Genomic DNA, 26,659 nt, shown 5'->3' with positions numbered 1-26,659 from the left:
AGCAGTAAAATATGGTTATTTTTGTGTAAATTGCCTTAGGATAATTTAGAAAATTTTTATCATAACTGGTATAATCTATACATGGTAAATGCAAAACAAACTCATGGAAGTAAGGGGTCCCAAACCCCAAAACAGAATCAATTTGAGACAAGGTACGCCAAGTTAAACAAACAGCAAAAGAAGGCTGTAGACACCATTGAAGGACCTCTACTTGTGGTAGCTGGCCCTGGTTCTGGAAAAACAGAGATTCTGTCTTTGCGCGTTGCAAAAATTCTAAAGGAAACTCAGGTTCTACCTTCAAATATATTGTGTATGACATTCACTGATGCCGCCTCATCTAACATGAGAGACCGTCTGTCAAAACTAATTGGTAATGAAGCTTATAGAGTTTCAATTCATACGTTCCACAGTTTTTGTATAAACATTATACAAAAATACCCAGAATATTTTTATAAGGGTACACAATTCACCGCCGCAGATTCATTGACCCAAGTTAGAATCCTAGAAGAAATATTCTCAAATCTTCCACAGGGTAATTTATTCAGAGACAGTTACCATGAAGAAAAGGGATTTTCGTATCTAGCAGATGCAAAGAAAAGAATTGAACAACTTAAAAAGTCTGGAATCACCCCAGATGAGTTTAGGAAGATAATCGCACATAATAAACGTTCAGTAAGTAGAGCTGAAATAATCATTGTTCCAGCGCTTGAAGAAAGACTTGGAAAGGATACATTGAACATAGTTAAAGAAACCGTATTAAAATTAGCAAAGCAAGCAGAGTTAGAAAATAAAGAAGACCCATTTCCATCCAAGGAAGAAATATTCTTGCCTGTTCTGGCTGCTTATGCAAATTCCCTTCAAGCTGCACTTATTGATGCGGAAATAGATGAAGGAAAAAATACTCAAATTTCACTTTGGAAAACAAAAAACATAAAAACAAGAGACGATAAAACAAAGACTTTGAAAGAAACTCTTGATGAAGAAAAGATGGATATTTTGGCTGACGTATATGATTTGTATAGAAAGAGAATGACAAGTAAGGCTTTTTTTGATTTTGACGATATGATACTGGATGCAATCGAAGCTATAGAAAAGCATCCACGTCTTAAATTTGAATTACAAGAGCAGTATCAATATATTTTAATCGATGAGTTCCAAGACACAAATAATGCTCAAATGAGGCTTGTAAATCTAATCCTCAATGCTCCAGTGAATGAAGGGAGACCTAATGTGATGGTTGTTGGCGATGATGATCAGGCTGTATATAAATTCCAAGGCGCTGAGCTTTCTAATATCTTGAATTTTAGAATTAGATTTACCGATGTTGAAATTGTTACAATGACAGATAACTATAGATCAACACAAGACGTATTGGATATTGCCACTCACTTAATGAGAAAGGGAACAGGCAGACTTGAAGACAAGATGCCGGAATTGGAGAAAAGCCTTACATCGATGAATAAAGATTTAGGAAAGGGAGATATTATTCATAAAAAATTAGACACAGCATTACATGAATCTCATTACGTTTCTAGGAAAATAAAAGAGTTGATTGATAATGGAACAAATCCAGAAGATATTGCTGTGATTGCGAGAAAGCACTCCCGACTTGAAGAGATTGTTCCATTTCTTAAGGCGGTAAATGTTCCAATAAGATATCAACGTGAACAGAATGTTTTTCTTGAGCCGCATATAATGCAATTGATTATTATTTCAAGATTTGTCGCAAGTCTATCTAGAAAAGATTCAATAGAAGCAGATAATTTTCTCCCACAAATTCTAAGTTTTCCATTTTGGCAATTGAGTAGAAAAACTATTTGGGAAATATCTAAGGTTGCATATGAGACCCGAAAAAAATGGCTAGAAATAATGCTAGAATGGGAAGATAAAAAAGTTGTAGACATAGCACACTTTTTAATTGATGTCGCCAACATTTCTCTATATGAACCATTGGAAAAAGTGCTAGATATAATAATTGGAGCTCATGTTGTTTTGGTTTCTGAAAGTGAAGAGGATAATGAGGATATCGAAGATAATATTGATGAAATAAATAGTATAAATGCTGCTCCAATAAAAACAGAAATAAAATCTCCATTCAAAGATTATTATTTTAACAAAGAAAAATTTGAGCATTCAAGAACAGAATATCTTTCTTTTCTTTCAAGTCTTCGAGTTTTTGTGAGAGCCCTTAGAGATTATGTGGGAGAGCGCGCATTAAACGATGATTCATCAAATGATATAAGTTATCACTATTTGACGATTGAAGATTTGATTAACTTTGTTAACCTTCGACAAAAAAATAATTTACCACTTAATGATGAAAGTCCTTTTGCGAGTGGTGAAAATGCTGTGAATCTATTATCATCCCATGGGGCAAAAGGTTTAGAGTTTGATACAGTTTTTGTATTGTCTTGCCAGGATAGTATTTGGGCCGGAAGGGGATCGAGTAATAAAATATCATTCCCTATAAACCTACCAATTCAGCCAGCTGGAGATGATGAAACTGATCAGCTGAGATTGTTCTATGTTGCATTAACTCGTGCAAAGCGACATTTATATTTGACTTCATATAGAATTGCAGAGACTGGTAAGGAATCTTCATTACTTAGGTTCCTGCTTCCTCCCAATGATTTTGATTATACAAAGTCACCTGCCGTACTTGAAACGCTGTATAACCCAACAGACACCTCTCTAGAGGGTGTTCCTGAGACTCATGAGCTACTAACAGCTTCTTGGATGCTTTATAATACTCCACCGTTCTTTGGTGAAGAAATAGAACTATTAAAGATACCACTGAAGGACTATAAGCTTTCTGTTACTCACTTGAATAATTTCCTAGATGTCAAAAGAGGCGGTCCACAAACATTTTTGGAGCAAAATTTATTGCGATTTCCTCAAGCCAAAACTTTGGTAAGTTCATATGGGTCGGCAATTCACAAAGCAATTGAGAGGTTAATTGTATCTAAGAAAAAGGAACAATCAGAATATGATTATTATGACGAAGGAATTGATGGCAGTGAGGAAGAAATTAACACAACAGAAAAGCAAAGACTATTAAAATGGTTTGGAGAAGCTTTGAAAAAGGAGAGGATGTCTAAAACGGATTTTGAATATTATATATCTAAAGGAGAGGAAGCTTTATCTGCATTTTATGATCAGAAAAAAGAGGACTTTAGCGGAGACGATTTGTCTGAAGTTGATTTTAAAAATGAAGGCGTAGTTATAACTGATGCACAAAATAGAAGTGCGCATTTGACAGGTAAAATCGATAAAATATTTAAAAATGAAAATAGGGAATATGAAGTTGTTGACTTCAAAACTGGCAAGGCTGAATTTAGTTGGCAATCAAGTGAAGAAGATAAGAAAATAAAATTAAATAATTATAAGCGCCAGCTGGTGTTCTATAAATTATTGATGGAAAATTCAGTACGATATAAAAATTGTAAAGTTTCAAAGGGAATACTACAGTTCGTTGAACCTGTAAAAGAGAAAACAGAAAAAGGGAGTATTAAGGAGAGAATTGTGAGTCTGGATTTGGATTTGGCGCATATTAAGGATGAAGAAGATAATGATTATGATAGATTGAGTAGATTGGTTTGCATCGTTTATGATAAAATAATGAATCTAGACTTTCCTGATGTAACTGAGTATGACCCAACTCTGAAGGGGATAAAAGAATTTGAAGATTGGTTATTAGCTGGCAACTAGTATTTGTATTTGGGGTCAGGCACCATGGTGCCTGACCCCAAAAGAAATCCGGCGGCCGATTGAACGGCCGCCGGTTTTTGGTTGTTTGAGTCGTGTAGCTATTTGGAGCAGCATCCCAATAGTCCATCGCTGGACGTAAGACATCTATCGTGAAGTCTCTTGAACCCAACATACAGGGCTTTACTGCCATCTCTCGCTTCCGAGGTTGCAGCACCGAGGTCTTTACAGGTAGTTGCGCTTTTGACTGCTTCCATCGAGATATGATCCCAATGTTGTTCTGCAAAAGCCTTTTCAGTGCTACCACGTGCTGCTCTATCATAGGCTCCACGAGCTTCAACAGCCGTTTTGGTTTTGATGATATCCGTAAGTCTGGCAACGGTCTCCTTATCTAAATCCAGAAGCCGGGCCATTTTCTTGGCAATTTCCTCATCCAAATGGGACATGTTATTTTTCTATGTGTGAATATTTGTGCTAGTTGAACCTTCGTTAATTCTACTCCCTTAAGTAAAATCATTATTAATATTACATACAAAACTTGATATGTCAAATTAATTGTAGGCAATATAATACTGTGGTTATACCTTATTTTTTAAGAATATTAAATTGACATATAACATCTAAAACGGTAAATTAAATAAGGGCAAATCAACCAATGAGGGAAGATTTTTCAAAAGAAATTCAAACCAATAGATATGTTTTATGACACAAAGTAATTCAGACTTAAGTTTAGAGCGTGAAGATCCTGCGAGTATGCAGGTAAAGATTAAACCTGTAATTATCCGTATTGATAGAAGTATACCATTCACACTCACCGCAAGTAGGGGTAATGAAGAAGGTTTCAAATTGGAAACCTGGCGTGGTCCAAAGGATGGAAATGGTCTGGAGGGCAAAGAGGAGCAGAGTAAACGTTCATCTAATATCATGGAGATTGATTTTTCTAAATTTTCAAAGCAATGTAATTTTCTTAATGGTTTGAAACCAGGAGAAAACCGCATAACTGGGGAAGTGAGAAAAGAAAGATTGGTTAGGACGTCTGTTCAGGCGGATGCCAAATTTGGACAAGCCTTATTTGTGGAAGAAGGACAGACGGCACTTCGCTTTATATACGATGAGTTTGGTGTTGAACATATCGAGTTTCTAGGTACCGTGCTTCGTGGTTTTCGTGGACGAAGATGTGTATTCAATCTTCATCGGAATGTGAGTAAAAATAATGATGGGTCATGGTTTTGGTTTACAGCGTGGCTCGGTTATACTCGTCCGGTGGATAGCTTTGGACTGACGATTTGCAGAGAGAAATTTGTCAGACGCAGCTCTTGGGGTTCAATGGTCCCGTGTTGACCTCCAACAAAACAATAGCCGCAGCACCTTTGGTGCTGCGGCTATTCTTCTTAAATCTGTGTCTATGACTATTTTGAAACTGTATCAACCATTTTCTGAAGCTCTGACTTTGGAACAGCTCCTTGAATATAAGTTGAACCCTTTGGTCCTACAAAAATAACTGTTGGTGTTGCATATATACTTAAATCATTAGCATCTTTTGCATCTGACTCAATTGTTGCTAGATATGCTGGATTTTTTGCATCATCATTTAGTTTTGCAACATCAATACCAAGATCTTTTGCGTATTTCTCAAAGAAAGGTTTATAGTCTGTTCCAACTTTATCCCACTCCTGCTGATTCTTAAACACTACACTTGCAAACTCCTTGAATTTTCCTTGTGCAATAGAGGCGTATACCATCTTAGCTTCATCTTTTGACTGGGCATGAATTGGTATAGTTCTGTATACGTACCTTATTGTAGGATTTTCTTTTAACAATTGTTCAATCTCAGGTTCAAGTGATGAGCACGCTGGACATGCATAGTCAGCAAACTCTACTATTGTCACAGATGAAGTGCTTACGACAGAGTCTTTTAGTAGGGAAGTTACACCATTCTCAGTAACTGGGTTTCCAGCTTTTACAAGAAGCTCCATTTTAAGTATTGGTTTTGGAATACCTGTTTGCCCGCCGTTTTGAGCTGAAATATATAGCCCTGCACCAACAACCAGAACTGTTATAAATGCGATAACTCCAATAAATTTTAATTCACTTTTCATGTATTTTAAATTATAAATTGATTAATAAGTACAAGATATAATAACATTTATTGCTATCTGGAGCCAACAAAATCGGCCCTAAAATTGATTGACATACCACTTAATTTAGGTTATTGTTAGCCATGAAATAAAGTTCTTTCGATTCGATTTGAGATATTCTTTATTTGTTTGATTGAATTTAGAAATGATAATCATAATCAGTTATTAGTAAGGGCTAATAACACTACTGGCGGCAGCTGGTAATATGATTCTGATATCAAACTAAATTCAACCACGTAAACAAATGACATCGATTAGCAGTAATACTCTTATGTGTATTGGGCTTGGAATTTTAGTGCTCATCAATTTTATATACAGCACTGCCGGATTCTACGCAGCGTTCAGAGACGGATTCAAGGATCGTAGATCAATGAAGTTGGTATCAGTTTTCGTGCTGGTGCCTCATGTTCTGTTCTATGTCCTGGTGATATGGCTCAACTTACCATCACTATTAATGTTCTCTATAATGGAAGGCGCAGCCATTGCTGGAATGCTTATTGGATACATGGAATATCTTGGTGTTAAGAAAAAAATAAAGTCAGGTGAATATGATAGCCCAGAATCATAGGGATCAAAAGTTCACTCCACTTATAAGACATCGTATGGTTTGCCCAGCGATGTTTTTTCATTGTTATATAACTACTCAATAATCATTTAAGATCTAAGCATTCTATAACCACGCCCACTAACTGTATGTATCATTCTTTTGTCTCCAGTTTCAATTTTTTTTCTTAAGTTTCTAATATGTGTTTCAACTGTATTGGTAAATGGATTTGAATCTCTTTCCCAAACCTCCTCTAGGATTCTTCCTCTTGTTATTATTTTGCCTTCATTTCTTGCAAAACAATTAAGTAGCATATATTCCTTGCGGGTTAAATAAACTTCTTGGCCTTGTTTTGTAACCATTTGAGTATTTGTATCAATTGTTAAATCATCTAATGTCATAACATCCTCCATGATTTCATAAGGCCTTTTTGTTAAAGCATTAATTCTTGCAAGAAGCTCCTCAATATTAAATGGCTTAGTAATATAATCATCCGCACCTATTTTTAGCATTGTAACTTTGTCTGGTATTTCTGATTGGGTAGAAACAACAAGAATTGGACAGGTTATTCCCGCCATTCTGATTTCTTTACAAATTGTCACACCGTCTTTTTCAGGAAGGATTAAATCCAATAATATAATATTATATTTATTTATTCTTGCTATATAAGAACCGCTCTTTCCATCATGTGCCATGTCAACAACATAACATAAGGATTCAAGAGAACTTTTCATTGCTTCAGCCAAAAAAATATCATCATCTATTATTAGTATTTTCATTTTTAAAATTTAATTATAATACTAATATTAATGCATTTTTAAATAAACAAAAACCAAAGAAAAAGTACCTAATGTTAGCAATCTTGTGGATAACTATAAAATATTAGTTTGCTCGCTTATCAGCTTTATTGGGGTTGAATACGCAATAGAAAGAGGAACTCGCAATAGTCCTTGAGAGAGGCTTTGTACGGTCTCAGGCGCTGTGTTCTGTGTAGAGTCAGTATTAATGACGCTAATATTGTTAACAACCGCAAGGTCTCCTCGACCCCAACTCATGTTTCCGTTTATTATTCCGATAACCGTATTACTTCCTTCTGTAAATAGAGGGGCCCCACTATTTCCACCAAGATTTATAGAATTCAATTGAATGTGATTATATTTATCACCGGCCACCTCAATATTAGGAAAGGCAGATACTACAGCTCTGTTTGTTGAAAATGGATACATAGTGGGATCATTATATCCACCTGTCATTTGGAAACCACAGAAGAAAGTAGATTCATCATATTCTGGCATGTAAGATGTATCAAGTTCAAAGAATGGAAAATTATTGCCACTATCTGTTTGCTCGATTTTTAACAAACATACATCGTAAGTTTCATTAAATTTTGTTAACGTAGCAATTTTTCTAACACCATCATGAAGTTCAACCTCTATTCTCATTATGGAGGTTTCTAATGAGTTTTTTATTTTATCATGCTCTGATAAGCTAGAGGACGATACGTTTGTAAGCGTGGGGGAGTTTATGTTTTGAGATTTCTGTATTCTAAAATTACGTAACTCCATTGCAGAAATAACATGAAAACATGTCAAAAGTTCTCCACTACTATTTATAAAAAAACCTGTTCCTGCGGATGTTGATCCGTTTCTAAATTGCACAATAACCCTAACTAGCCTTTCTTTTTTGTAGGGAATATCGTTTCTTATTTTTTTCTCTGATTGCATGATAGTATTATTATATCATCAATGTCTATTTGGGCTCAGTCAATTCAGCAAACGATTTAGAAAAATCGCCACAGGCTCGCCTTCTGGGTAATTTCGTGTGTTTTAGAGCTTTACCCCTAATTTAAATATTTATATAATCTTTCGAACACTAAGTCTCTAAGCCCTAAAAATAACCTTAAAGAAGTGATAAATATAAATAACCGATGTTTTTATAGACCCCTGTGATTTAAGACGTCTTGCTGAAGTCTTCATTATAAGATTTCTATCAAAAATAATCGTACCTTCTTTTGCCATTCGCTTTGCTGTATCTGTATCATCACCGTAGAACAATATATTTGTATTGTATCCACCAATCTTTTCTAAAATATTAGCTCGAAGAAAAACATTTCCACCTATTGTGACAGCACCTTTGTGAATTTTTTGTAGAATATAATTAGATATAGTGTATGCGCATTTCTGAAATACAAGGGAGAATTTTCTAAAAAATTTATCACCATCGTAATAATCATAAGGACCGGTAACGGCAACCACTTTCTTGGAAGAAAAATGTTTTACACCTTTTTGAAGCCAGTTAGAATCAGATAAACAGTCAGCATCAAGATTGGCTATAATGTCACCGTTAGCTTCAGTCCGACCTTTCTCTCTTGCCCACTGTGTACCCTTACGGGTTTCGGAGACTACTTTGACTCCCATATTTTTCACAATTTCTGCAGTTCTGTCAGTACTGCAATTATCGACAACGATTATCTCAAAATCAGGATAGTCCTGTTTCAACGCAGCTTTAACGACAGCTTCAATAGAAGCCTCTTCATTATGTGCAGGAATAATAATTGAAATTTTCATGTTGCAATGGTGGATTTATTTATATATATAAATAAATCATGAACCCTGTAGCAGAGATCTATTGTTTCAACAAACTATCAATGATTTGCTTCATCTGAGGATAAGGCATAGCTCCTAGTCCGTTTCCGTCTTTATCCACTAATGGAACATTCTTTCCGTCCATTATAAGAACTGTATAAGGTGTACCTTCAACACCAGCCTTCTTTGCTGCTACAATTTGTTCTGATATTTTACTTGCATATTTATTACTGTCTAAACATGTTTTGAATGCTTTCGCACCTAATCCAACTGTGTCAGCAAATTCATACAATTTAGCTTTTTCTAAGCCATTATTTGATGGGGTATTTTTAAATATTTCTGAAAGATATTTCCAGAAAACTGTATTTCCTCCAAGTTCTGCTGCACACTCTGTTGCCTCTGCTTCCTTTGGTGAATTGCTGTGTAGTTCAATAATTGGAGAGTGTCTATAAACCCAAGCTAAAGTTCCATCAGCTTTCTTTTCATCGAAGATTTTTCCAATTGTTGCATGATATGACTTACAGAAAGGACACTCTAGATCTGAGTATTCTATAATTGTAATCTTTGCTGTTTTTGGATCTCCTAGGACATGGTCTACTGCTGTTATTGGTTCTACAACAATGTTTGCTGTTGGATTTGGTAATTTTACAGCAGCGTTAGCTACAGCCTTACTTGGATTTGTTCCAGTCATATATATTCCTCCGGCTATTAATGCTCCCGCAACAACAATCGCTAAAGGTATTATTAGTGCTTGTATCGATACTTTGTTTTGTGTATTTTCCATGTTGTCTATTATATCAAATTAAATGCTAAAAAGGCAATGTAAAGTTCATCTTGTTTTCTCCAGCATCTTCCCAGTCTTTTGTTTCAACAGAGAATTCAATAATAGCTTCACCTTCCTTATATTTTAGCTTTTTATTGGCGATTGCGTAATCATGAACCTCTTTAGTGATTTTAACATCGTCAAGACAATATTTTATTATTTTCTCAATCTCGCCTTTTTTCCACCATTCCACAGCCTCTAACCCATGAGCACTTTTTCCAGCGTTTAATGTTCCTTGTCCAATAACACCCAACCCCACTCTAAAGCCAAGGGATTTTTTAACTTCCTTAAGAAGGTCTAGACTTTTCTTTTGTAGTAGGTTTCCTGGATAGTATTTGTTAAGTAGGGGAATATCAAAATGATCGCCATTGAAAGTCACAAGAACGTCAGCTTGCTCAATTAAAGGCCAAAATTTATGTAAATCTTCCTGAGTATAACTTGTATATTCAGCAGTTTCAGAGTCGTAGGCACATAATACAGAGATATCTAGTGCTGCAGGGTCTGCCTTACCTACCTCCTGAAATGTATTTCTAGTTTCAATGTCAAAAAAAAGTTTTCTCATATTATTTAATTTAGTGGTATTATTGTATCCTAAGATGACTAATTTAGACAATCAAAAACTACATACACAAAACGATGTTTTTGTGGCATATAAAAAGGAAGGAGAAACACCTCTTGAGTGTTTAAATCGTTTAAAAGATGAAGGTTTTTTACCATTTAATGATAAATTCACTTACGCTGGACGCTTGGATCCTGTGGCAGAAGGTCTGATGATTTTTTTGCGAGGTGAGGCTATAAAGGACAAGGAACACTTTTTGGGTCTAGAGAAAGAATATAAGGTTGAGGTTCTGCTGGGTGCCGTAACTGATACTGGAGATATTTTAGGGCTATTAAATTCTGTTTCAAATAATGAGGTAGTTTTTGATATTAAAAATATTGGAAATATTTGTGAATCATTTATTGGTGATTTGGAGGTACCATATCCATGGTTTTCTTCAAAGACTGTAAACGGAAAGCCACTACATATGTGGTTTAGAGAATTTGATTCAGAAGAAGATGTAGAAAATGAAGAGTGTGAGTTCGGAAAAAAAACAACAAATGAATCAAAAGATTCATTTGTTAGACCGACAACAAAACTGTCTATAAAAGATATTGAGTTTATTGATCTCAGTTTTATCACTGCCAATGAACTACATAATAATGTTATCAAAAGGATCAAAAAAATAAAAGGTGACTTTAGACAGAATGAAATAATACAAGAGTGGGACAAGGTCTCTGTAAATAATAGTTCTAGTAATACAAAAAAAAATACCAAGAAGCATTCTGGCGATAGTACTCAGGGTATTGAATTTCCTTTGATTAAGATAAAAGTTAGATGTGGAAGCGGGTCGTACATGAGAACTCTAGCTGAACTAATTGGTGAAAAATTAAATGTTCCGGCTTTGGCATATTCTATAAAAAGAATTTCTATAGGAGAATACAAGATATAGTTAATATAAAATCTTTGGTATTTCTTTATCTTTTCTTTATAGAAAACTCATATTGATTTGTTATTTTTTTTGTGCGGCAGAAATGAAATTTCTGCCGCACATTAAAATATAATATTTAATCACAGTATGGAGATTTCCAAAATAGTGATATTTAACGGAGGAAGGGTACGTAGAGTTATTCATAATAAGGAATGGTACTTTTCAATTGTAGATATAGTAGCTGTGCTCACAGATAGCACAAGAGCAAGTGCTTATTGGAGCGCAATGAAAACTCGTGTCAAAAATGATGAAGGGATTCAGTTGTCTACAATTTGTAGTCAACTGAATTTGGAGTCATCTGATGGTAAAAAATATGAAACTGACTGCGCAAATACAGAAGGGGTATTTCGTATTATTCAATCTATTCCTTCGCCAAAAGCAGAACCATTCAAACGGTGGTTAGCAAAGGTTGGTTATGAAAGAGTTAAAGAAATAGAGGATCCAGAACTCGGAGTCAAAAGAACAAGGGAATTGTATAAACTAAAAGGTTATAGTGAAAACTGGATTGAGAAACGTATGCATGGTATTACCATTCGTGAAGAGCTGACTGAGGAATGGAAAAGTAGAGGGGCAAGAGATTGTCTTGATTATGAAATATTAACAGCAGAAATTTCTAAAGCTACCTTCGGTGTTACACCCTCAGAATATAAAAAACTCAAAGGACTTAAAAAAGAAAGTTTGAGAGATAACATGAATGATTTTGAATTGATTTTTAATATGTTGGGAGAGCGCTCTACAACCGAAATTCATAGAAATGAAGATTCAAAAGGTATATCAAAACTTAAAGAAGATGCAAAATTTGGTGGTGATATTGCAGGTGATGCCAGAAAGAGACTGGAAATTAAGTTGAAAAGGTCTATTGTGACAAGGCGCAGATTTGTAAAAGGCATATAGAAATAATACTGGAATAGACAAATAATGTTTAGAAATTAAATAATCAAAAAAATATAAAATAAAATCTTTGGTATTTCTTTATCTTTTCTTTATAGAAAACTCATATTGATTTGTTAGGATTTTCATATGGCACAAAAAACCAGTGAGAATATTTTGAAAGTAAGATTAAAAGAGGGGTCTATAAAACAAGGCCTCTCTATTTTGACAGAACCATCTATTGCATCGGTAATTTTACCTGAAGCAATAGTAAATTCTATAAAAAAAAGTCATGATGAGTCATTATTATATTTACATTCAAAGAATTCAATTGATCAAGCTGATACATTAATTGCAGATGCTATAAAATTATCTGCATCGGATATTCATATCCAACCTTTTAAGGACAAGACGGAAATAAGATTTAGAATAAAAGGAGATATGAGTGAAGGTCGCTATATAAGGTATGAACAATACATAGAATTAATTGGAAGGTATAAGATTCTTGCTCAAATGCGCATAGACATAAGGGATGTACCACAAGATGGTAGTTTTGGGCACTTAAACTATAGAGTTCGCGTAGCAACAATTCCGGGGGTTGATGGAGAGTGTATGGTTTTACGTGTACTAGATTCTTCTGGTTTAAAAATACAATATCTAACGGACACAGGTATGTCTTCATCTGTATTTCAAAATCTATTAGAAAGTTTAAGGATCTCCCCCGGGCTTGTTATTTTTTCGGGTCCAACGGGTAGTGGTAAGTCTACTAGTGCGTACAGTTTGCTGACTTCTTTAGTTGAAGAAAACAAGCAAGTCTTAACAATTGAAGATCCTGTGGAGAGACGGTTAGATGGTTTAAGGCAAGTTCAAATACGCCCTCAATCAGGCTTTAACTATGTTCAAGCACTTAAGGCTTCCATGAGGCAGGACCCAGATGTTATTTATGTTGGTGAAGTTAGAGATTCTGACACCATGAAGAGTGTAATGAACCTTGCCTTAACAGGGCATACCGTAATAACAACAATTCATGCAAGGGATGTAAAAATGGCAATAAGAAGATGTAGATATTTAGGAGCGGATTCTTATGAATTTTCTATGGTTATTAGAGCTGTATTTAATCAGAGGTTGGAAAATGTTTCTAAGGATGCAGAATGGGCACATGATCAAATAGCTACTTTTGAAAGCCTGTTACACAACAAAGACGGTGACGCATACACAGTTTTTACAGATGAAAATAATGGTAAGTCAGACGTAAGTAGATATAAAGAAGAATTCACTTATGAATCAATGGAAGAAGATAAAAGAAATAAAGTGGATAAGATATGAAAAAATAATGAAAAAAATAAGTAACTCAAAATTAAGAAAAGATATACTGGTACATTTCAAAATGTTCGCTAGGTTATATTCTGCTGGTGTACCTCTTGTAGAATCACTTAGTGTTTTTTGTAATAATGAAGGTGACTTGGATTGGAAAAATCAAATAATAAATAAATTGAAATCAGGTAAAACTTTTGGACAATCTATAGAAGATTTGAATTTACCAATTAAAAACTATGAATTAACAATCATAAAAAAATCTGAGAGTTCAGGTAATTTACCGGAGGGGATAAACCGTGTATGCAAAATGAGTAAGAGTATAGAGAAAACCAAATCAAAGTTATTATTAGCCCTACTTTATCCATGTATTATACTGGCCGTATCTTTAATTTTAGTATTAATGATACTAATAATAATTGTACCAAAGATTAAACCTTTATTTAGTGGAGGAAGAATTAGCATACCTTGGACAACACAAGTGCTTTTTTTCTTAAGTGACAATTTATTGCCTATGATGTTTTTGGGAATTATTTTATCTGTAGTAATTACGATAGGGTTTGTGTTTTATATAAAGAAAAAAGGCCTAGAGACTTTTCAAAATCACGTTGGAAGCTTAATGATTAAAATTCCAGTATTTGGAAGCCTAATAAATCATTACTCGGCCTTAATTAGCTTTAGAATAGCAAGCGAGGTCTTTGCTTCAAGTGGTCTCCTTGTCGAGTCGCTACGAGACTCAGCAAAGGGATCTCTAATACCAGTAGAAAGAACAAAACTCTTAAACGTTGCAAATGAAGTTGAAGGTGGAATGCTCTTGTCAAAAAGCATAGGTAGGGAGGTGTCCAGTAAAAATAAAATATGGATTCCTTTAATTGTTTGTGGAGAGCAAACTGGGTCTATATCGGAGACATTTTCTTCTATAGCAGACATTCATCAAGAATATTTTGATGAAGGAATTTCTTTGATAAATAAGCTTATTGAACCAATATCAATGATTGCTGTTGGGATAGGCGTTGGGTTTATTGCAGTTTCTATTATCACGCCAATGTATTCACTTATTTCCTATACGGGTTATTAAAATGATTAAATTAAGATTATAATTAACAAAAAATATTAATGCTCATACTAGAATTGATGACCTCCTTAATGCTTTGGATTGCAATTATGATTCCTATAAATTCATATATACTTGGCATAAATGAAAGGTCTCCATATAAATTAATTCAAGACGTTTCTAATCAAACAATTTTTGATGTAACAAAAGTTGGTTCAGAGGCATATATGAATAGAGTCGATTTATGTAGTGGTGACACGGGGACTAGTACACCATCCTCGTACATGATGATATCTCAAATAATCCCAGTTAAATCAACCTCTACTGAAGTGACGGGAATAATTTCAGATGGCCAGAATATTTATGTGAGCTTGAATTCCGCCTCAACAACGGATTATGATTTGATTACATATAATTATAAAAATATTTCAGAGCCATTAGACAGAATTGATTCTGGGCCTGGTGTTCTGGGATTGGTTAATGTAGGAAGAAATATATTAGTAATTAATTCAAGTGTTAATAGCGCGATACAAAAATTTAAATTTGATCCCACTCTTATGAAACTTAATAAAGTCGGTGATTATAAAATATCTTGGTCCAGCTCCGCTAATCCGGTGTATGCAACAAAGTTAGCAATTATTTATCCGCACTTATTTGTAGGACTCAAGAAAAATAATAATGAAGAACTGTTTTCTATTGATTTAACAAAAATAGATTCTGTTATAGGGATGGCTGGTGCTATTGATAACAAATGGGAACTGGATAGCTCGGTCCAGGATTTATGGCCAATGTATGATAAATACCAGCACCTTCTTGTCTCAACAGCAAAGGAGCCTGAAATAATTGATTTGTGTTTAAATTGCAATTTTACATACACACCCATGACTTTATTTCCGTTTGCTCCATCTGTAAGCTCATTTGATCTGTTTGGATCACTTGGAAATGTAAGGAGTTTGATTCAAGATAATGGCTCAATTTATGTTGGAAGGACAGCTGGAAATAACGAACTGTTCAAGATTAATATAGATAGGGATTATTCTACAAGTACCAAGAACTTGAACCAGAACACAGCTGTAAGTTTTGTCTATGATTTAGTAAATTCTATAGATGTTAATGAAGGTATATATTCAATGCTTATCTCTGGCAGAAATTTATTTATTGCAGCCGGAAAGAATAATTCTAAAATTCAAATTAGAGATAGTTTTGATTTGTCTAAAATAATACAGACAATTAATACCACAAGTTCGATAATAGATTTAGAGTGTGTTGGGGATAAAATTTTTGGAGTTGGATCAAATTACAAAATGAATGGGACTTCAACAGAATCAATAACACCAATAATTTTTGAATTAATTCCCGCATGATATATAAAAAAATAAATACAAATTTTAAGCAAGGATTCACTTTGATAGAGATTGTGATTTATTGTGCGGTTTTTGTAACCTTTGCCGTGTTTGTTATTGAGTCTATGATTCAAATGAATAGTAGGTTGGCCTCCAATGATAAACGGACGGAGTTTAGAAATGATAATATTTATAACATTAATTTTGCAAATATATATAGACGATTTAGGATCAGTAATCAAAAAATCGAGAATAGTTTTAGCAGCTTGGTATCCAACACAGTTCAAAGTACTCCAGAACTAAAGGAAGATAGGGACATAGGTATCAAATTCAACAAGACTTCATCTTCCGTTATTTTAAAGGAGAAATATGATTTAGTGTTTTTTGATTCAATTGAATAGTATTATTATATACAAAACATCTTCTATAAATTTATGTATAAATGATGAATGATGTATAATGTAATCAATATGACATTTGGATATCAACAAGGAGATAGTTTTTCACAACATAAGCAAGCGCTTGGGTTTGATGCTGGTGCATCTGAACAGATGAGACTTAAGCAGATTGCGGAACAAAGAAAGAAAGATCAGCAAACTCGTGCAAAGCAAGATATTCAGTCAAGGAATATTAAATTAAGAATAATTAAGGATGAGCTAGCTAGAAGAAATGTGGAGTTTAGGAGGCTCGAAGGTAATGTTGTTAGGTTATCAGCCCCTAAGACTGTAGAGAACTTTGATATGAAGATTAGAGAGCTTAGAAATAAAATTAAGGATATTGAAACTGAAATACAAAAGGTAACTAGTTTAAAGGCTTATTCAGACAAAACAACAGAGAATCATGTAAAGGAATTGGCTGTTGCAATAAGTAGAAAGAGAATGGAAGAACAAGAAATTACTAAATTGAAAACAGACGAGCATCACCTAGAGGAGGAGATTAAGATATTAGAAAAGTTGGCTGCGTAAATCGTTTGATATTAAAGAGTCAACAAAAAAGTATGCTTGAGAGCATACTTTTTTGTTGCAGAACGATACTTGTGGTAAGTACTATTTCACAATCAAACTTTCTCCCGTCATGAAATCCGGCTTCTTGATTTGCATCTCATCAAAAATAGTTGGTGCAATATCAGCTAGTGTTGGAACACCAAACGTTGCTGTGTTTGTTGAATTGCCTTTCTCACGTAATTTTATTTCTTTGTCTGTTACAATCATCGGGACCAAGTTTGTTGTATGTGATGTATGTTTCTTTCCAGTTGTTTGATCAATATTTAATTCAGCGTTTCCATGATCAGCTGTAATAAACACTATACCACCACGTGCAACGGCTGCATCAACTACTCGTCCTAATTGCTTATCAGCTTCCTCTACAGACTCAATTATAGCTGGAACATTTGCTGTGTGGCCAATCATGTCAGCATTGGCAAAGTTTATAAAGATAAAATCAGTGCCTGCTTCTATTTGCTCAATCGCCTTATCAGCAATTCCTTCAGCTCGCATTTTTGGTGCTAAGTCATGTGTAGGAACATCTTTGTGGCTTGCTAAAAGAATATGTGATTCTCCAGGATATGGTTTCTCAACTCCACCATTTAGAAAATATGTAGCATGAGGAAACTTTTCTGTTTCTGCAATATGAGCTTGAGTAAAACCGTCTTGAGAAATTTCTTTTGCAAGAGTCGTTTCGATAAGTAGAGAAGGGAATACAACGGGATAATTAAACTCATCACCATATGAAGCCATTCCTACAAAAGATAAATCCATAGACTTTGCTTTTGCTAGAATACTTCTTGTTAATTGGCGTGCACGGTCTGCTCTAAAGTTGTAAAAGAAAATACCATCATGTTCATTTATCGGAGCGCCTATCACTTCTGTACCATTGGTAATTCCTCCAATAGTATTCTTACAAACAATTGGCTCTAGTAGTTCATCAATCTTCTCTTCTTTATAAAGATTTTCCAAATAATCTACTGGATTTATTTCACAAAGATTTCCTTTGGTGTTGTAAATAGCATCCTCAGCTTTTGCTAGTCTCTCTGCATTGTTATCACGATCCATCGCGTAGTATCTACCAGAAATAGTTGCGATAAATCCAAGACCAACTTCTTTGATAACTGCTTGAAGGTCTGCAATATACTTTGAAGCACTTTGTGGGGGAACATCACGACCATCTGTAAAGACATGAATAGCTAGTTTTTTTACTCCAGCGTTTTTTGCAGCACGAATAAATGCAAATAGATGGTCTTGATGACTGTGTATTCCACCATCACTTAAAAGTCCCATAGCATGAAGGGTGCTGTCGTTTTGATTGACATGATTAAATAATTCAACAAATGGTGGTAACTTTTCATACTCACCGCTCGTAATTGATTTTTTTATTCTAACCAAATCTGTATCCATTGCACGTCCCGCACCAATTGTTGTGTGACCAATTTCACTATTTCCCATTTGACCCTCAGGTAAACCTACTGCAAGGCCGCTTGCATCCAAAAGGGTGTGAGGATAAGTATTCCAGAATTCTTTAAATCTGGGAGTATTTGCCTCAGCAATTGCGTTGTCTTTCTTGTCTTCTCTGTAACCCCAACCATCAAGAACAATTAGAATTATAGGTTTTCTAAGATGATGTCTTTCTGCAACAGCTGTACCATCAGTTTCTGTTACTCCATAGTCTGCGTCTTGTGTGTTGTTCATTGTTTTAATTATTGTAAAGCTGACTTTCCTGCATAAACTGCCTTTGATCCCAAGTCTTCTTCAATTCTTAGAAGTTCATTGTACTTTGCTACGCGATCAGTTCTACAAAGTGATCCAGTTTTAATTTGTCCACAACCAAGCCCAACGACGAAGTGTGCAATTGTAACATCTTCTGTTTCTCCTGATCTGTGTGATACAACAGCTGTCATCCCTGCTTTGTGTGCCATCTTAATTGCGTCAATAGTTTCTGTAACAGTTCCAATTTGATTTAGTTTAATTAGAATTGAGTTTCCAGCTTTCTTTTCAATTCCAGTTTTTAGACGATCAATGTTTGTAACAAACAAGTCATCTCCAACAATTTGTACTTTGCTTCCATATTTCTTTGTGAATGATACGTATGCATCCCAATCATCTTCTGCAAAACCGTCTTCAATTGAAGCAATAGGGTACTTCTTTAACCATGAACCATAAAGCTCAATCATTTGATCTCCAGTTAATTTCTTTCCCTCACTTTGTAAATCGTATTTACCATCTATGAATAGTTCAGTTGCTGCGCCATCGATAGCGATTTTAATATCAGTTCCAGCCTTATATCCGGCTGCCTTAATAGCTTCCATAATTAATGAAAGTGCACCTTCATTGTTTCCAAGTGATGGGGCAAAACCTCCTTCATCGCCAACTGTTGTACCAAATCCCTTAGTTTTTAGAATCTTTTTTAGAGAATGAAAAACTTCTGCGCCCATTCTTAATGCCTCTGACCAACTTTTTGCACCAATTGGCATAATCATAAACTCTTGAAAGTCTGTTGATTTTTCTGCATGCTTTCCTCCATTTAAAATATTCATCATAGGAGTTGGAAGTGTCATTGGCTTTCCAGTTTTTGCGATGCCAGCAAAATATTTGTAAAGTGGTTTTTGTAGAGAGTTTGCTGCTGCGTGTGAGAATGCCATTGAAACTCCAAGAATTGCATTAGCCCCAAGATTTGCCTTATTATGAGTTCCATCAAGTGCAATCATTGTCCTGTCCAAAGTTTCTTGAGTAAAAGACTTTCCAACAAGAGCTTTCTTTAAAATTATATTCACATTAGATACCGCCTTAAGAACTCCGTTTCCTCCATATCTTTTTTTATCACCATCACGAAGTTCTACAGCTTCATATGATCCAGTTGAAGCTCCTGATGGAACAGCAGCTCTTCCGAATGCTCCGTCTCTTAAAAACATGTCAACTTCAACAGTTGGGTTTCCTCTGGAATCCAGAATTTCTCTACCAACAATCTTAATGATTGCAGGAAGGGTTGCTACCACTTTTTCTGCTTTTGATTCAACTGCTAGCTTTGATACTTTTTTAACTATTTTTGACATATTTATTGTTTTTTAATCGAGTTTTTGGCTCAACTACTTATTTTTATAATTTGTATTTCATCATTGTATCATATCTTGTAAAATCTAATCGGTATTGCTAAGTATATATTAGTGTGGTACCTTTTTGTACAGAAAGGGGAGCGCAAACAAGCTCTTTTCCAAAATGATATCGGGTATAGAATTATATACAGGAGGTGGTGAAAATATGAACAGGATCTTTCTCACAAAGATCCATGGCATAAAAGATAGTCAAGTTGTTAATGTCGAATTGTCCAGCTGTGGTGTTCCAAAACCATTGATTGCATTTGATTTTGACGGCACCGTCTATGACAGTGCTAAGACTTATTGGTTGGCGGCCAGACATTTTATTGGCCAGTACACGTCAGCTACCCGAAGGGTTCCTGGCTTAGATGAATTCAAGATGGGAGTTATATTGAGTGGAGAATGCTTTCACCATTGGGGACTTCCAAGAAGGATTTCAATGGAAGATGCATGGAAACAATATAGCAGGATCATACTTGAGGTCGAACGGATAAAACCCAGTAAGTTTTTTCCAGGAGCAATAGAAATGCTTCAGGAAGTTAATGTCTCACGGTATATTATTTTTGTGACTGCAAACACGGTTCTTCCTGTTTCCTGGATTCTAAAAAAACAGACTGGTATTTCATTTGATGTCATTGTCTCAGGAGTTAATAAGTCCGGTGTTCTAGGATCCTTGGCAAGCTTCCATTGGATGCATCATGGAGGAAAATCATTTGTTCCTTTTTACTTCTTTGGAGATAGTCCAAAAGACATGAAGTCAGCAAAGGGATATAGTGATATGGTTACTCCAGTTGCGGTAATGAGCAAAGCGACCATCAACGGAGAATCTACTCGTGACAGGAAGTGGAGGGAGAAGATGATTGATAATGGTGCTAGGGGAATGATTTCCTACGATGAGATAGCAAGGGCTGCATTTGGTGATATTGAATTGAGCGCGTCACTTACGATTTGATTAGCGACTCAAAGCGGGCGCGGAGGTCTTCGACCTCCGCGCCCTTTAATTTACCTCAAAATCTGCTACAATACGCATAATATATGGCTTTAAAAACTGTTAAAAATTTTATAAAAAATATCTACAAGAACGCAATGAGTCACACTTGTTGTGGTCCTTCTGCTATAGAGATTGAGGAACCAAATTTGGGTTTTTGGAAAGAGATAGACTCAAAATGCAAAAGTGAAAATCGTCCCATCTTTGTTCTTGCTCCAATGGCAGATGTTACAGATTGTGCCTTTAGATATGTAATCGCAAAATATGGAATGCCAGATGTTTTGTGGACTGAGTTTGTGGCAGCTGACGGACTTGTCAGAGCAACAGAGGAAGGAAAGAAAAAACTACTAGCAGATTTAAAATTCTCATCAGAATTAGAGCATCCAATAGTTGCACAACTTTTTGGATCACATCCACAATATATGGAGGAAGCTTGCAAATTGGTTGCTGAACTTGGATTTGATGGAATAGATTTAAATATGGGATGTCCTGATAAAAGTATTGAAAAGCAGGGAGCAGGGGCTTCAATGATGAAGAATCCGAAACTCGCTAAAGAAATTGTCCTTGCTGCAAAGCGGGGAGTAGAGAGGGCGAGCCAGGAAAGTAAAGGGGATAGTACTGGTGAAAAATCGATAAAAATAATTCCCATAACTGTTAAAACTAGAGTTGGATATAATAAAGATGAATTAGATTCATGGTTAAAAAATATTCTAGAAGCTGCACCTGCTGTTGTTACAGTTCATGCAAGAACAAGAAAAGAAATGTCAAAAGTTCCAGCAAATTGGGATTATGTGAATCGTGCAGTTTTGATAAGAAATAAAATGCAATCGCATCTTATAGAAGCTGGAAAGAATCACACATTAATATTTGGAAATGGAGATGTAGAATCAATTGAAGATGGATACAAAAAAGCAAAGGATACAGGTGCAGACGGTGTTATGATTGGTAGAGCAATTTTTGGAAATCCTTGGTTATTTTCTACAATTAGAAACCCTCTGCAAGAACCGCTGGAGCCATCCATAAAAGAAAAGCTAAATGTAATGGTAGAGCACACTCAAAAATTTCAAAACGAACTTGGAGGAATAAAAAACTTTGCCGTAATGAAGAAGCATTATAAGGCCTATGTTAATGGCTTTGATGGAGCAAAGGAGTTACGTGCACAATTAATGGAGACACAAAATGCAGGGGAGGTTAGAAAAATAGTTGAAGATTTTATTGCTGAAATATAGATTTAAAAGGAGTATAATATAGTCACTATGGCAAAACCAATAAAAGAAACTATTATTCTCGGAGGAGGATGCTTTTGGTGTACAGAAGCAGTTCTTAAAGATGTTAAAGGGGTGCTTAATGTATTTCCAGGATATGCCGGCGGAAAGACTTTTAGCCCAACTTACCCAGAAATTTGCACAGGAACAACAGACCATGCAGAGGTAATTAAGGTTGAATATAATTCCGCACTTATTTCCACAGAAAATATTTTGAAAGTATTTTTCTCATCACATGATTACACGCAGATAAATAGACAAGGAAATGACATTGGAACACAATACAGATCAATAATTTTATATACAACAGAGGATCAAAAAACGGAAGCTGAAAAATTTATTAAAAATTTGGAAAATGTAGCTACAGAAATTAAAGCTCTTCCAAAGGATGGGGAGCCAGGGGAATTTACTCTTGCAGAAATTAGTCATCAAGACTATTTTGCATTACACAAAACTGCGCCATATTGTCAGCTCGTTATCGCGCCAAAATTAGAGAAATTACAGAAAGAAATTGCACCCCTGTTGTGGAGTACAACTTTATCACCTGAACAATATAAAATTCTACGTCAATCAGAAACAGAAGCGCCATTTACGGGCAAAAATATTGAAGCTGATAAGACGGGAGTTTACAGATGTGCAGGATGCAAAAATGAACTATTTGAGACAGGAACAAAATTTAATTCCGGTTGCGGATGGCCATCATTTGATAGAGCGATAGAGGGGACAATAGAACTCAAGGAAGACAATAGTTTGGGAATGAAAAGAACAGAAGTAAAATGTGCATTCTGTGGATCCCATTTAGGTCATCTTTTTAACGATGGTCCAACAAACACTGGTCTTAGATATTGCATAAATGCATTAGGATTATGATATAATCCTAATAACATGTCAGATATTCAATTTGAGGAAGAAAATAAATATAGTGCACAAAGTTTTGCAAATGGTTCGAGAAACTTTGCAGTAGCACAGAATCCTGCAAAGAAGGGCCTAAAAAGCTTTTTTATGAGCTGGGGTTTATTTAAGAATGACACTCAAGTAAATTACTTTATGCTTGGTATTGTCGTGGTGTGTATAGTGGTAACTTTTGTTTGCTTGAAGTCTTTTTTTGGCTTCACTATTTTTTCTGGAGGTGAACCTAGTCAAACGATAGATCCTGCAAACCCTCCATTATTTAATTTTAAAAATCATGTCACTCAATAGTTCTATTAGAATAAAAACAAAACGGGGGGGGGGGTTCACACTAATTGAGCTAATGGTGGTCATTTCTATAATTGCCATGCTTTCAAGTGTTGTTTTGGTGAGTGTTCAGAGTGCGAGAATCAAAGCAAGAAATACAGCAAGGTTTCAGTCTGTAAAACAATTGATTAATGCTTTAGAATTGTACAGGACGGCTAATGGTAAATATCCAAATACTCATACATTTTCTGGAGGAACATATGGTGTTGGAAACCCTCTTACCTATAATATCGTTTGGTATGGTAAATGTACAGGTACCTGTTACTTTACTGGGTGGACTAGCGGAGTACGTAATGATACAAGTTCAGATTTTAGTGATGGGCTCGGAGCAGCTTTATTACCTTACGTGGATATTGGTAAAATACCTGTAGAAAATACCAAAGTATCCCTGGTAGATGGTACAGGTGCTTCTTGGGGTTTTCAGTCATTAGGTATAGCTTATTACAAAAATTCAGGCATAGATTATCCCGGTATAAATGCTGTTACAATAATTTGGGCCCAAGAGGGTAGTGGCACACAATGTCCATCTCCAGCACTATCTGGTTTTATGGACAGAACACCTTATTATTTAGTTAACAATCCAACAACTGACCATAGTACTCTTTGTGAAATTGATTTATTGGAATAGTAATATTATTGTTTTGTTTATAGCTTCCACCACCACACTAATAGATGCTATACTCTCCTTATGTCTTCAAAAACCACACAGCAAACAACAACATCTCAAACACATCACTCGTCCTTATATAGAATATATCGTCCAGCAAATTTCTCTGAAGTAATAGGACAGGAGCATATTGTCTCAGTTCTTCAGGATTCAATAAAATCAGGAAAGGTTGCTCATGCATATCTATTCTGTGGAGGAAGAGGGACAGGAAAAACAAGTGTTGCTAGAATTTTTGCTCGTGAGCTTGGTACAACTGATAAAGATCTATATGAAATTGATGCCGCATCAAACACTAGTGTTGATGATATAAGAACATTAAATGAATCAGTGCATACAATGCCTTTTGATTCAGCTTACAAAGTTTATATTTTGGACGAGGTACATATGCTTTCAAAATCGGCCTTTAATGCATTCCTGAAAACTCTAGAAGAGCCCCCAAAACATGTAATATTTATTCTCGCAACAACAGAAATGCATAAGTTGCCAGAAACCGTTATTTCACGATGTCAGACTTTTCAATTCAAGAAACCAAATGTAGAAGTTCTAAAAAAAATATCGATTGATATTGCAAAGAAAGAGGGAATTACAATTGACGATGAAGTAGGTAGTCTCTTGGCTCTTCTTGGCGATGGATCATTTAGAGACACATTGAGTGTTTTGCAAAAAGTTCTTTCTCTTGCAGGGGATGATAAAAAAGAAATCAGTCTTGCTGAAGTTGAACAAATTACAGGAGCTCCAAAGAGTGTAACTGTTGGTAGTTTCGCAAGAGGAATAATAACTGGAGACGCCCCACTTGCCCTGGCACAACTTGATGCAGTTAGAGAAAATGGAGGAGATGTGAAGTTGTTCACCGAGCTTGTTCTTGAAAGTGTTAGAAAGACATTACTTATGAGTATGAGTAGTGGAAGTGTGAGAGCTCCAGGTGAGCCAATTGCATTTGATCAAGAGAAGGGAAGTGCAACAGATGCAGAAAGACTAGCGATGAAGTCACCAAAGAAGATATCTCTAATACTAGAGAGACTATTGATTGCTCACGGAAGACTTGGAAAAAGCGCGATTCCAACCTTACCACTTGAGATGGTTGTGGCGGAGTGTTTGGAGTAGACCCAGCTTCAATTTCATGTGTATCTCATAAATTCTTTCGTTTTTCTTTAGGAAATATTTAGAATATTTGAGGGTTCCATATTTTATAATTCTAGAATGAATAATGATGAAATATCGGAAATTTTTAATAAGTGGAATAATCTGAAAATAAGAATACATAAATCTGAAAGATTTTTATATCCAAAAGCAAGAGAAATATGGTGGGTAAACCTAGGTCAAAATATTGGAGTTGAAGTAAGTGGTAAAAATCATGGTTTTGAAAGACCTGTTGTTGTTATTAAGATTTTTAATAAATATGGAGCATTAGTTGCGCCAACTACGAGTAAGATGAAAGACGACAAAAATTTTGTATATTTTTTAAATGGAAAAAGCATACCAAATGCAGTGAATATGGCGCAGACTCGTTCAGTCAGTCTTAAAAGATTTATAAGGAAAATAGAGGATATGAATATAAGTGATTTTGAAAGGGTGAAGGCAAAACTCCTTTCTTTTTTAATCTAACAAAACAAAAACCACCCTTGCGGATGGTTTTTTCGGAGCTTCTTTGATGAAGCAAATTTAAACGGAATCATCTTGAATTACTGTGGATTCCTCGGAGCTTCGTGGTCCATACCACGAAGTGACATGTTACTATTATAGCAAACGCTATCAATAAAAGTCAAGAAAATCAATATTTGACGCAAAACCCAAGCTCTGACATAATCCCAGAGGATCAAACCTGATTCAGTTTTCAATTCAACCCAAACATTCAGATATTATGAAATCGAAAATCATGTGGACGACCATTATAGGTGCGTTCATTCTTGTTCTATTGTCAGCAATTCACCCCGAGGGTCTAGTTAGACTGTGGATTATGAAGGTGTTGGTTATACTCCCATACATCATGTTTATCTATTACAGGATTGATGAGTTTAGGCAAATATGCAAGGAAGAGGAAGACGAGGCCTCAATTGAGCCAATGTATGACGTCATTAGGAAGCTTTGCGCAGCTATTTCATTTGGACTCGCTCTGTTTATACCACTATTCTCAATTGCCCACGGTGGCTTCCATTGCTATGGATCCTTTGAGGTCCTGATAGGTGTGATCGGCTATAGTGCACTTGTTTGGAACCAGATTACACTGGAGCAAAATTATAAGCGATTTGTTGATCTTGATTTCAAGATCGTCCCAAACCCCTCCGGCCCCAAGGGAGATGACTGTTGATAGATTCGGCATGCGGCGCGCCCATCAGGCGCGCCGCATTTTCACTTCCTCAAATATCCAATTCCAACCATTTAAAATAGGGCTTGATTTATAGTCAATTTCATATTAAAGTATAGAACATTGGGAGATCGTCTAAAGGTAGGACAGAAGCCTTTGAAGCTTTTAATCTAGGTTCGATTCCTAGTCTCCCAGCAGTTTAGTGA

Annotated in this window: 27 protein-coding genes and 1 tRNA gene; 19 read left to right on the top strand and 9 right to left on the bottom strand. The window is 35.4% G+C overall.

Annotation, left to right across the window (positions count from 1 at the left end):
- Window positions 1-81: 81 nt before the first annotated feature.
- The gene (locus tag WCQ00_03275) at window positions 82-3,708 is read left to right on the top strand and encodes an ATP-dependent DNA helicase (GenBank protein MEI6042562.1); all 3,627 of its coding nucleotides are present in this window, start codon (window positions 82-84) and stop codon (window positions 3,706-3,708) included.
- A gap of 98 nt (window positions 3,709-3,806) precedes the next feature.
- Here the strand turns inward: WCQ00_03275 and WCQ00_03270 are convergent, their stop codons facing one another.
- Window positions 3,807-4,151, bottom strand: coding sequence for a hypothetical protein (locus WCQ00_03270; GenBank protein ID MEI6042561.1), 345 nt, complete (start codon window positions 4,149-4,151; stop codon window positions 3,807-3,809).
- Between the two features lie 256 nt (window positions 4,152-4,407).
- On the opposite strand from WCQ00_03270, the gene WCQ00_03265 reads away from it, so the two are divergent.
- Window positions 4,408-5,046, top strand: a complete 639-nt coding sequence (locus WCQ00_03265) for a hypothetical protein (protein MEI6042560.1) — start codon at window positions 4,408-4,410, stop codon at window positions 5,044-5,046.
- Between the two features lie 68 nt (window positions 5,047-5,114).
- Here WCQ00_03265 and WCQ00_03260 read toward each other — a convergent pair whose 3' ends face one another.
- The gene (locus WCQ00_03260) at window positions 5,115-5,804 is read right to left on the bottom strand and encodes a thioredoxin domain-containing protein (GenBank protein ID MEI6042559.1); all 690 of its coding nucleotides are present in this window, start codon (window positions 5,802-5,804) and stop codon (window positions 5,115-5,117) included.
- Window positions 5,805-6,087: 283 nt separating this feature from the next.
- Between WCQ00_03260 and WCQ00_03255 the strand changes: the two genes are divergently transcribed.
- Entirely contained in the window at window positions 6,088-6,411 is a 324-nt protein-coding gene (locus WCQ00_03255; GenBank protein MEI6042558.1) for a hypothetical protein, read from the top strand.
- A gap of 86 nt (window positions 6,412-6,497) precedes the next feature.
- Here WCQ00_03255 and WCQ00_03250 read toward each other — a convergent pair whose 3' ends face one another.
- The 5 genes from WCQ00_03250 to WCQ00_03230 all read right to left on the bottom strand — a co-directional run bounded on the left by WCQ00_03250 (window position 6,498) and on the right by WCQ00_03230 (window position 10,357).
- Window positions 6,498-7,166, bottom strand: coding sequence for a response regulator transcription factor (locus WCQ00_03250; GenBank protein ID MEI6042557.1), 669 nt, complete (start codon window positions 7,164-7,166; stop codon window positions 6,498-6,500).
- Window positions 7,167-7,259: 93 nt separating this feature from the next.
- Window positions 7,260-8,111 carry a serine protease gene (locus tag WCQ00_03245; GenBank protein ID MEI6042556.1) on the bottom strand — a complete coding sequence of 284 codons (852 nt, stop codon included), beginning with the start codon at window positions 8,109-8,111 and terminating at the stop codon, window positions 7,260-7,262.
- Window positions 8,112-8,267: 156 nt separating this feature from the next.
- Window positions 8,268-8,954 (bottom strand): glycosyltransferase family 2 protein, encoded by a 687-nt coding sequence (locus tag WCQ00_03240; GenBank protein MEI6042555.1) that lies wholly within the window; start codon window positions 8,952-8,954, stop codon window positions 8,268-8,270.
- A 58-nt stretch (window positions 8,955-9,012) separates the two neighbouring features.
- Window positions 9,013-9,756: a DsbA family protein gene (locus WCQ00_03235; GenBank protein ID MEI6042554.1), complete on the bottom strand. Its 744-nt coding sequence runs from the start codon at window positions 9,754-9,756 to the stop codon at window positions 9,013-9,015.
- A 25-nt stretch (window positions 9,757-9,781) separates the two neighbouring features.
- A complete protein-coding gene (locus WCQ00_03230; GenBank protein ID MEI6042553.1) occupies window positions 9,782-10,357 on the bottom strand; it encodes a ribonuclease H-like domain-containing protein in 576 nt (191 codons plus the stop codon).
- Between the two features lie 34 nt (window positions 10,358-10,391).
- On the opposite strand from WCQ00_03230, the gene WCQ00_03225 reads away from it, so the two are divergent.
- From WCQ00_03225 to WCQ00_03195, 7 genes are all read left to right on the top strand, one after another.
- The gene (locus WCQ00_03225; GenBank protein ID MEI6042552.1) at window positions 10,392-11,285 is read left to right on the top strand and encodes a hypothetical protein; all 894 of its coding nucleotides are present in this window, start codon (window positions 10,392-10,394) and stop codon (window positions 11,283-11,285) included.
- 126 nt (window positions 11,286-11,411) lie between these two features.
- Window positions 11,412-12,218: a Bro-N domain-containing protein gene (locus WCQ00_03220; GenBank protein MEI6042551.1), complete on the top strand. Its 807-nt coding sequence runs from the start codon at window positions 11,412-11,414 to the stop codon at window positions 12,216-12,218.
- Window positions 12,219-12,344: 126 nt separating this feature from the next.
- The gene (locus WCQ00_03215; GenBank protein ID MEI6042550.1) at window positions 12,345-13,520 is read left to right on the top strand and encodes an ATPase, T2SS/T4P/T4SS family; all 1,176 of its coding nucleotides are present in this window, start codon (window positions 12,345-12,347) and stop codon (window positions 13,518-13,520) included.
- Entirely contained in the window at window positions 13,474-14,586 is a 1,113-nt protein-coding gene (locus WCQ00_03210) for a type II secretion system F family protein (protein MEI6042549.1), read from the top strand. Before WCQ00_03215 ends, WCQ00_03210 begins: the two co-directional genes overlap by 47 nt.
- A 38-nt stretch (window positions 14,587-14,624) precedes the next feature.
- A complete protein-coding gene (locus WCQ00_03205; GenBank protein ID MEI6042548.1) occupies window positions 14,625-15,926 on the top strand; it encodes a hypothetical protein in 1,302 nt (433 codons plus the stop codon).
- Window positions 15,923-16,306 carry a hypothetical protein gene (locus WCQ00_03200; protein MEI6042547.1) on the top strand — a complete coding sequence of 128 codons (384 nt, stop codon included), beginning with the start codon at window positions 15,923-15,925 and terminating at the stop codon, window positions 16,304-16,306. Before WCQ00_03205 ends, WCQ00_03200 begins: the two co-directional genes overlap by 4 nt.
- Before the next feature lie 69 nt (window positions 16,307-16,375).
- Entirely contained in the window at window positions 16,376-16,870 is a 495-nt protein-coding gene (locus tag WCQ00_03195) for a hypothetical protein (GenBank protein MEI6042546.1), read from the top strand.
- 81 nt (window positions 16,871-16,951) lie between these two features.
- On the opposite strand, the gene gpmI is transcribed toward WCQ00_03195, so the two are convergent.
- Together gpmI and eno are read right to left on the bottom strand one after the other, a co-directional pair.
- Window positions 16,952-18,589, bottom strand: a complete 1,638-nt coding sequence (gene gpmI / locus WCQ00_03190) for a 2,3-bisphosphoglycerate-independent phosphoglycerate mutase (protein MEI6042545.1) — start codon at window positions 18,587-18,589, stop codon at window positions 16,952-16,954.
- Window positions 18,590-18,597: 8 nt separating this feature from the next.
- Window positions 18,598-19,950 (bottom strand): phosphopyruvate hydratase, encoded by a 1,353-nt coding sequence (eno, locus tag WCQ00_03185; protein ID MEI6042544.1) that lies wholly within the window; start codon window positions 19,948-19,950, stop codon window positions 18,598-18,600.
- A 163-nt stretch (window positions 19,951-20,113) separates the two neighbouring features.
- Here eno and WCQ00_03180 point away from each other — a divergent pair, with 163 nt between their 5' ends.
- The 9 genes from WCQ00_03180 (at window position 20,114) to WCQ00_03140 (ending at window position 26,648) form a co-directional block, all read left to right on the top strand.
- Window positions 20,114-20,944 carry an HAD hydrolase-like protein gene (locus WCQ00_03180; GenBank protein ID MEI6042543.1) on the top strand — a complete coding sequence of 277 codons (831 nt, stop codon included), beginning with the start codon at window positions 20,114-20,116 and terminating at the stop codon, window positions 20,942-20,944.
- 83 nt (window positions 20,945-21,027) lie between these two features.
- Complete coding sequence (locus tag WCQ00_03175) at window positions 21,028-22,209, top strand: tRNA-dihydrouridine synthase (protein MEI6042542.1); 1,182 nt, start codon at window positions 21,028-21,030, stop codon at window positions 22,207-22,209.
- A 27-nt stretch (window positions 22,210-22,236) separates the two neighbouring features.
- The gene (gene msrB / locus WCQ00_03170) at window positions 22,237-23,115 is read left to right on the top strand and encodes a peptide-methionine (R)-S-oxide reductase MsrB (protein ID MEI6042541.1); all 879 of its coding nucleotides are present in this window, start codon (window positions 22,237-22,239) and stop codon (window positions 23,113-23,115) included.
- 15 nt (window positions 23,116-23,130) lie between these two features.
- Complete coding sequence (locus WCQ00_03165; protein ID MEI6042540.1) at window positions 23,131-23,445, top strand: hypothetical protein; 315 nt, start codon at window positions 23,131-23,133, stop codon at window positions 23,443-23,445.
- Window positions 23,432-24,109 (top strand): prepilin-type N-terminal cleavage/methylation domain-containing protein, encoded by a 678-nt coding sequence (locus WCQ00_03160; GenBank protein MEI6042539.1) that lies wholly within the window; start codon window positions 23,432-23,434, stop codon window positions 24,107-24,109. The genes WCQ00_03165 and WCQ00_03160 overlap by 14 nt, the downstream gene beginning before the upstream one ends.
- A 60-nt stretch (window positions 24,110-24,169) precedes the next feature.
- Window positions 24,170-25,252, top strand: coding sequence for a DNA polymerase III subunit gamma/tau (dnaX, locus tag WCQ00_03155; GenBank protein ID MEI6042538.1), 1,083 nt, complete (start codon window positions 24,170-24,172; stop codon window positions 25,250-25,252).
- Between the two features lie 96 nt (window positions 25,253-25,348).
- Entirely contained in the window at window positions 25,349-25,753 is a 405-nt protein-coding gene (locus tag WCQ00_03150) for a type II toxin-antitoxin system PemK/MazF family toxin (GenBank protein ID MEI6042537.1), read from the top strand.
- Between the two features lie 352 nt (window positions 25,754-26,105).
- Entirely contained in the window at window positions 26,106-26,456 is a 351-nt protein-coding gene (locus WCQ00_03145) for a hypothetical protein (GenBank protein ID MEI6042536.1), read from the top strand.
- A gap of 121 nt (window positions 26,457-26,577) precedes the next feature.
- Window positions 26,578-26,648, top strand: a tRNA-Gln gene (locus WCQ00_03140).
- The last annotated feature ends 11 nt before the right edge of the window (window positions 26,649-26,659 follow it).

This window comes from bacterium (genome assembly GCA_037127815.1).
GTDB lineage: Bacteria > Patescibacteriota > Minisyncoccia > Phycocordibacterales > CAIZLB01 > CAIJKW01.
The sequence above is the reverse complement of the archived record's forward strand: the minus strand, read 5'-3'. Positions and strand labels throughout refer to the sequence as shown.

Excerpts from the sequence above, each read along its gene's own strand:
- WCQ00_03220 (MEI6042551.1), top strand. The coding sequence starts at position 11,412 with ATGGAGATTTCCAAAATAGTGATATTTAACGGAGGAAGGGTACGTAGA.
- WCQ00_03180 (MEI6042543.1), top strand. The coding sequence starts at position 20,114 with ATGATATCGGGTATAGAATTATATACAGGAGGTGGTGAAAATATGAAC.
- WCQ00_03175 (MEI6042542.1), top strand. The coding sequence starts at position 21,028 with ATGGCTTTAAAAACTGTTAAAAATTTTATAAAAAATATCTACAAGAAC.
- gpmI (MEI6042545.1), bottom strand. The coding sequence starts at position 18,589 with ATGAACAACACACAAGACGCAGACTATGGAGTAACAGAAACTGATGGT.
- eno (MEI6042544.1), bottom strand. The coding sequence starts at position 19,950 with ATGTCAAAAATAGTTAAAAAAGTATCAAAGCTAGCAGTTGAATCAAAA.
- WCQ00_03205 (MEI6042548.1), top strand. The coding sequence starts at position 14,625 with ATGCTCATACTAGAATTGATGACCTCCTTAATGCTTTGGATTGCAATT.
- WCQ00_03260 (MEI6042559.1), bottom strand. The coding sequence starts at position 5,804 with ATGAAAAGTGAATTAAAATTTATTGGAGTTATCGCATTTATAACAGTT.
- WCQ00_03160 (MEI6042539.1), top strand. The coding sequence starts at position 23,432 with ATGTCACTCAATAGTTCTATTAGAATAAAAACAAAACGGGGGGGGGGG.
- WCQ00_03145 (MEI6042536.1), top strand. The coding sequence starts at position 26,106 with ATGAAGGTGTTGGTTATACTCCCATACATCATGTTTATCTATTACAGG.
- WCQ00_03195 (MEI6042546.1), top strand. The coding sequence starts at position 16,376 with ATGACATTTGGATATCAACAAGGAGATAGTTTTTCACAACATAAGCAA.
- WCQ00_03225 (MEI6042552.1), top strand. The coding sequence starts at position 10,392 with ATGACTAATTTAGACAATCAAAAACTACATACACAAAACGATGTTTTT.
- WCQ00_03200 (MEI6042547.1), top strand. The coding sequence starts at position 15,923 with ATGATATATAAAAAAATAAATACAAATTTTAAGCAAGGATTCACTTTG.
- WCQ00_03150 (MEI6042537.1), top strand. The coding sequence starts at position 25,349 with ATGAATAATGATGAAATATCGGAAATTTTTAATAAGTGGAATAATCTG.
- WCQ00_03230 (MEI6042553.1), bottom strand. The coding sequence starts at position 10,357 with ATGAGAAAACTTTTTTTTGACATTGAAACTAGAAATACATTTCAGGAG.
- WCQ00_03270 (MEI6042561.1), bottom strand. The coding sequence starts at position 4,151 with ATGTCCCATTTGGATGAGGAAATTGCCAAGAAAATGGCCCGGCTTCTG.
- WCQ00_03240 (MEI6042555.1), bottom strand. The coding sequence starts at position 8,954 with ATGAAAATTTCAATTATTATTCCTGCACATAATGAAGAGGCTTCTATT.
- WCQ00_03275 (MEI6042562.1), top strand. The coding sequence starts at position 82 with ATGGTAAATGCAAAACAAACTCATGGAAGTAAGGGGTCCCAAACCCCA.
- WCQ00_03265 (MEI6042560.1), top strand. The coding sequence starts at position 4,408 with ATGACACAAAGTAATTCAGACTTAAGTTTAGAGCGTGAAGATCCTGCG.
- WCQ00_03255 (MEI6042558.1), top strand. The coding sequence starts at position 6,088 with ATGACATCGATTAGCAGTAATACTCTTATGTGTATTGGGCTTGGAATT.
- WCQ00_03250 (MEI6042557.1), bottom strand. The coding sequence starts at position 7,166 with ATGAAAATACTAATAATAGATGATGATATTTTTTTGGCTGAAGCAATG.
- WCQ00_03210 (MEI6042549.1), top strand. The coding sequence starts at position 13,474 with ATGAATCAATGGAAGAAGATAAAAGAAATAAAGTGGATAAGATATGAA.
- WCQ00_03215 (MEI6042550.1), top strand. The coding sequence starts at position 12,345 with ATGGCACAAAAAACCAGTGAGAATATTTTGAAAGTAAGATTAAAAGAG.
- WCQ00_03245 (MEI6042556.1), bottom strand. The coding sequence starts at position 8,111 with ATGCAATCAGAGAAAAAAATAAGAAACGATATTCCCTACAAAAAAGAA.
- dnaX (MEI6042538.1), top strand. The coding sequence starts at position 24,170 with ATGTCTTCAAAAACCACACAGCAAACAACAACATCTCAAACACATCAC.
- WCQ00_03235 (MEI6042554.1), bottom strand. The coding sequence starts at position 9,756 with ATGGAAAATACACAAAACAAAGTATCGATACAAGCACTAATAATACCT.
- WCQ00_03165 (MEI6042540.1), top strand. The coding sequence starts at position 23,131 with ATGTCAGATATTCAATTTGAGGAAGAAAATAAATATAGTGCACAAAGT.
- msrB (MEI6042541.1), top strand. The coding sequence starts at position 22,237 with ATGGCAAAACCAATAAAAGAAACTATTATTCTCGGAGGAGGATGCTTT.